The organism is Aquabacterium sp. A08, assembly GCF_011742065.1.
Genome location: NZ_JAAQQT010000050.1, coordinates 1 through 327, shown reverse-complemented (window position 1 = coordinate 327; position 327 = coordinate 1). Strand labels below are relative to the sequence as shown.

General features: G+C 66.4%; 1 protein-coding gene. It reads left to right on the top strand.

Annotation, left to right across the window (positions count from 1 at the left end; translation table 11 throughout):
- The coding region (locus HA630_RS00285; protein WP_305792593.1) for a sigma factor-like helix-turn-helix DNA-binding protein at positions 1-123 on the top strand (123 nt) is incomplete at its 5' end.
- Positions 124-327: the final 204 nt, after the last annotated feature.

The following is a 327-nucleotide window of genomic DNA, read 5'->3' as shown; positions in this document are numbered from 1 at the left end:
GAGGTGGGCAAGCAGTTCGACGTGACGCGCGAGCGCATCCGCCAGATCGAGAGCAAGGCGGTGCGCAAGCTCAAGCACCCGAGCCGCAGCGACAAACTGCGCAGCTTCATCGACTCGCTTTGAGTCGGGAGGCCGGGCTTGGGCCCGGCCTGGGAACGCACCAGGGGGCCGTCAGGCCCCCTTTTTCATGGGATCAACCGGGCGCGCCGACGGCGTCTTTCACGCACTTTTTGGTGAAGCTGTTTTTGGCGGCGCCGCCCAGTTTCTTCTCGGCCGCGGCCGAGGTGCAGACGGCGTGCGCGTCGCGCTCGCACTTCTTCAGGTAGG